We start from the raw sequence: 877 nt of genomic DNA, 5'->3' as shown, positions 1-877 counted from the left end.
GGAGCAGATGCAGGCGGTGCTCAGCAAGTTAGGAGGCGGCGATGCAGCGGGCGGCTAAGTACATCTACCTTGCCTGGTTCGGCGGCAGCTGCTATGTCACTTTCGAGGTGTTTTGGAGAGGGCGCAGCCATTGGACCATGTTCCTACTCGCGGCGCTCCTATTCCTCATTATTGGTGGACTCAACGAAATTTGGACAAGCTGGCGGTTGATCCCGCAGGCGGTCGCCGGTGCGCTGATCGCTACGGCTGCCGAGCTGATTACCGGCTGCATCGTTAATATCTGGCTTGGGTGGGGCATCTGGGATTACTCAGATATGCCCGGTAACCTGCTGGGACAGATCTGCCCACAGTTTGCGCTGCTGTGGGTGGCGCTGAGCGCCCTTGCCATTGTGCTGGATGATGTCATCCGGTGGCGATTCTTCGGTGAGGACAAGCCGCACTACACGCTTTAGGAGGGTACATATGATTCATTTAACAGAAACCAAGGCCGCCGTGATGACCGGCGCGGGCGTGATCGGTGGTATGATTAGCCAGGCGTTTGGTGGCTGGGATGCTGCGCTCATCACGCTGCTGCTTTTTATGGCAGTAGATTATCTATCTGGTCTGATTGTCGCGGGCGTGTTTCAGGCGTCGGACAAGAGCGAGACCGGCGCACTCAACAGCGCAGCTTGTTGGCAGGGTTTGCTGAAAAAAGGCATGACGCTGGTGATTGTGCTCGTGGCTGCGCGTCTGGACATTGTCCTGGGCACAGCGTTTGTCCGCGATGCAGTCGTGATTGCGTACATCGTCAACGAGACCATCAGTATTATTGAGAATGCCGGTCTGATGGGTCTGCCGGTGCCGGACGCGATTATGAGCGCCATCGAGCAGCTGCAAG

2 protein-coding genes are annotated in these 877 nt (G+C 57.1%); both read left to right on the top strand.

Annotated elements, in window-relative coordinates; all coding sequences use genetic code 11:
- The first annotated feature begins 41 nt into the window (after positions 1–41).
- Complete coding sequence (locus tag B5F17_RS14505; protein WP_087374956.1) at positions 42–452, top strand: putative ABC transporter permease; 411 nt, start codon at positions 42–44, stop codon at positions 450–452.
- Positions 453–462: 10 nt separating this feature from the next.
- Positions 463–877 (top strand): phage holin family protein (locus B5F17_RS14500; protein WP_087374954.1); only part of this gene is annotated, 415 nt, incomplete at its 3' end.

Source organism: Butyricicoccus pullicaecorum (assembly GCF_002160355.1).
In the GTDB taxonomy this organism is placed as follows: Bacteria; Bacillota; Clostridia; order Oscillospirales; family Butyricicoccaceae; genus Butyricicoccus; species Butyricicoccus pullicaecorum.
Note: the sequence above shows the minus strand (reverse complement) of the source record. Positions and strands in the feature narration are given on the sequence as shown.

What these genes read in the sequence shown, in the direction of transcription:
- B5F17_RS14505 (WP_087374956.1), top strand. Translation starts at nt 42, where the DNA reads ATGCAGCGGGCGGCTAAGTACATCTACCTTGCCTGGTTCGGCGGCAGC.